Origin of the sequence: Enterobacter cloacae complex sp. IR5458, assembly GCF_049238025.1 — a bacterium.
GTDB classification, from domain to species: domain Bacteria; phylum Pseudomonadota; class Gammaproteobacteria; order Enterobacterales; family Enterobacteriaceae; genus Enterobacter; species Enterobacter kobei.
This window is the reverse complement of record NZ_JBMKIF010000121.1, coordinates 1-1,563: the sequence shown is the minus strand read 5'-3', so window position 1 is coordinate 1,563 and position 1,563 is coordinate 1. Positions and strand designations below refer to the sequence as shown.

Sequence of the window (1,563 nt, the reverse complement as noted above, 5' to 3'; positions counted from 1 at the left end):
TCAAACGTTAGACGGCAAAGTCACAGACCGCGGGATCTCTTATGACCAACTACTTTGATAGCCCCTTCAAAGGCAAGCTGCTTTCTGAGCAAGTGAAGAACCCCAATATCAAAGTTGGGCGGTACAGCTATTACTCTGGCTACTATCATGGGCACTCATTCGATGACTGCGCACGGTATCTGTTTCCGGACCGTGATGACGTTGATAAGTTGATCATCGGTAGTTTCTGCTCTATCGGGAGTGGGGCTTCCTTTATCATGGCTGGCAATCAGGGGCATCGGTACGACTGGGCATCATCTTTCCCGTTCTTTTATATGCAGGAAGAACCTGCATTCTCAAGCGCACTCGATGCCTTCCAAAAAGCAGGTAATACTGTCATTGGCAATGACGTTTGGATCGGCTCTGAGGCAATGGTCATGCCCGGAATCAAGATCGGGCACGGTGCGGTGATAGGCAGCCGCTCGTTGGTGACAAAAGATGTGGAGCCTTACGCTATCGTTGGCGGCAATCCCGCTAAGAAGATTAAGAAACGCTTCACCGATGAGGAAATTTCATTGCTTCTGGAGATGGAGTGGTGGAATTGGTCACTGGAGAAGATCAAAGCGGCAATGCCCATGCTGTGCTCGTCTAATATTGTTGGCCTGCACAAGTATTGGCTCGAGTTTGCCGTCTAACAATTCAATCAAGCCGATGCCGCTTCGCGGCACGGCTTATTTCAGGCGTTATGCAGCCAAATCCCAACAATTAAGGGTCTTAAAATGGTAAAAGATTGGATTCCCATCTCTCATGATAATTACAAGCAGGTGCAAGGACCGTTCTATCATGGAACCAAAGCCAATTTGGCGATTGGTGACTTGCTAACCACAGGGTTCATCTCTCATTTCGAGGACGGTCGTATTCTTAAGCACATCTACTTTTCAGCCTTGATGGAGCCAGCAGTTTGGGGAGCTGAACTTGCTATGTCACTGTCTGGCCTCGAGGGTCGCGGCTACATATACATAGTTGAGCCAACAGGACCGTTCGAAGACGATCCGAATCTTACGAACAAAAGATTTCCCGGTAATCCAACACAGTCCTATAGAACCTGCGAACCCTTGAGAATTGTTGGCGTTGTTGAAGACTGGGAGGGGCATCCTGTTGAATTAATAAGGGGAATGTTGGATTCGTTGGAGGACTTAAAGCGCCGTGGTTTACACGTCATTGAAGACTAGTCCTTTGCATAACAAAGCCATCAAACCGGACGCCAGAGATTCCGCGCCTGTTGCGCATGGCTTCGCCATTTTATGCGCAATAGGCGCGCCACCCTGTCGCCGTTTATGGCGGCGTTAGATGCACTAAGCACATAATTGCTCACAGCCAAACTATCAGGTCAAGTCTGCTTTTATTATTTTTAAGCGTGCATAATAAGCCCTACACAAATTGGGAGATATATCATGAAAGGCTGGCTTTTTCTTGTTATCGCAATAGTTGGCGAAGTAATCGCAACATCCGCATTAAAATCTAGCGAGGGCTTTACTAAGCTTGCCCCTTCCGCCGTTGTCATAATCGGTTATGGCATCGCAT

At 47.9% G+C, this 1,563-nt stretch carries 3 protein-coding genes; all 3 read left to right on the top strand.

Annotated elements, in window-relative coordinates:
* The first annotated feature begins 41 nt into the window (after positions 1–41).
* Positions 42–674, top strand: a complete 633-nt coding sequence (locus tag ACOTYN_RS26285; RefSeq protein ID WP_000186237.1) for a type B-3 chloramphenicol O-acetyltransferase CatB3 — start codon at positions 42–44, stop codon at positions 672–674.
* Positions 675–758: 84 nt separating this feature from the next.
* Positions 759–1,211, top strand: coding sequence for an NAD(+)--rifampin ADP-ribosyltransferase Arr-3 (locus ACOTYN_RS26280; RefSeq protein ID WP_001749986.1), 453 nt, complete (start codon positions 759–761; stop codon positions 1,209–1,211).
* Positions 1,212–1,433: 222 nt separating this feature from the next.
* A partial coding sequence (locus ACOTYN_RS26275; protein ID WP_032492237.1) for an SMR family transporter occupies positions 1,434–1,563 on the top strand: 130 nt, incomplete at its 3' end.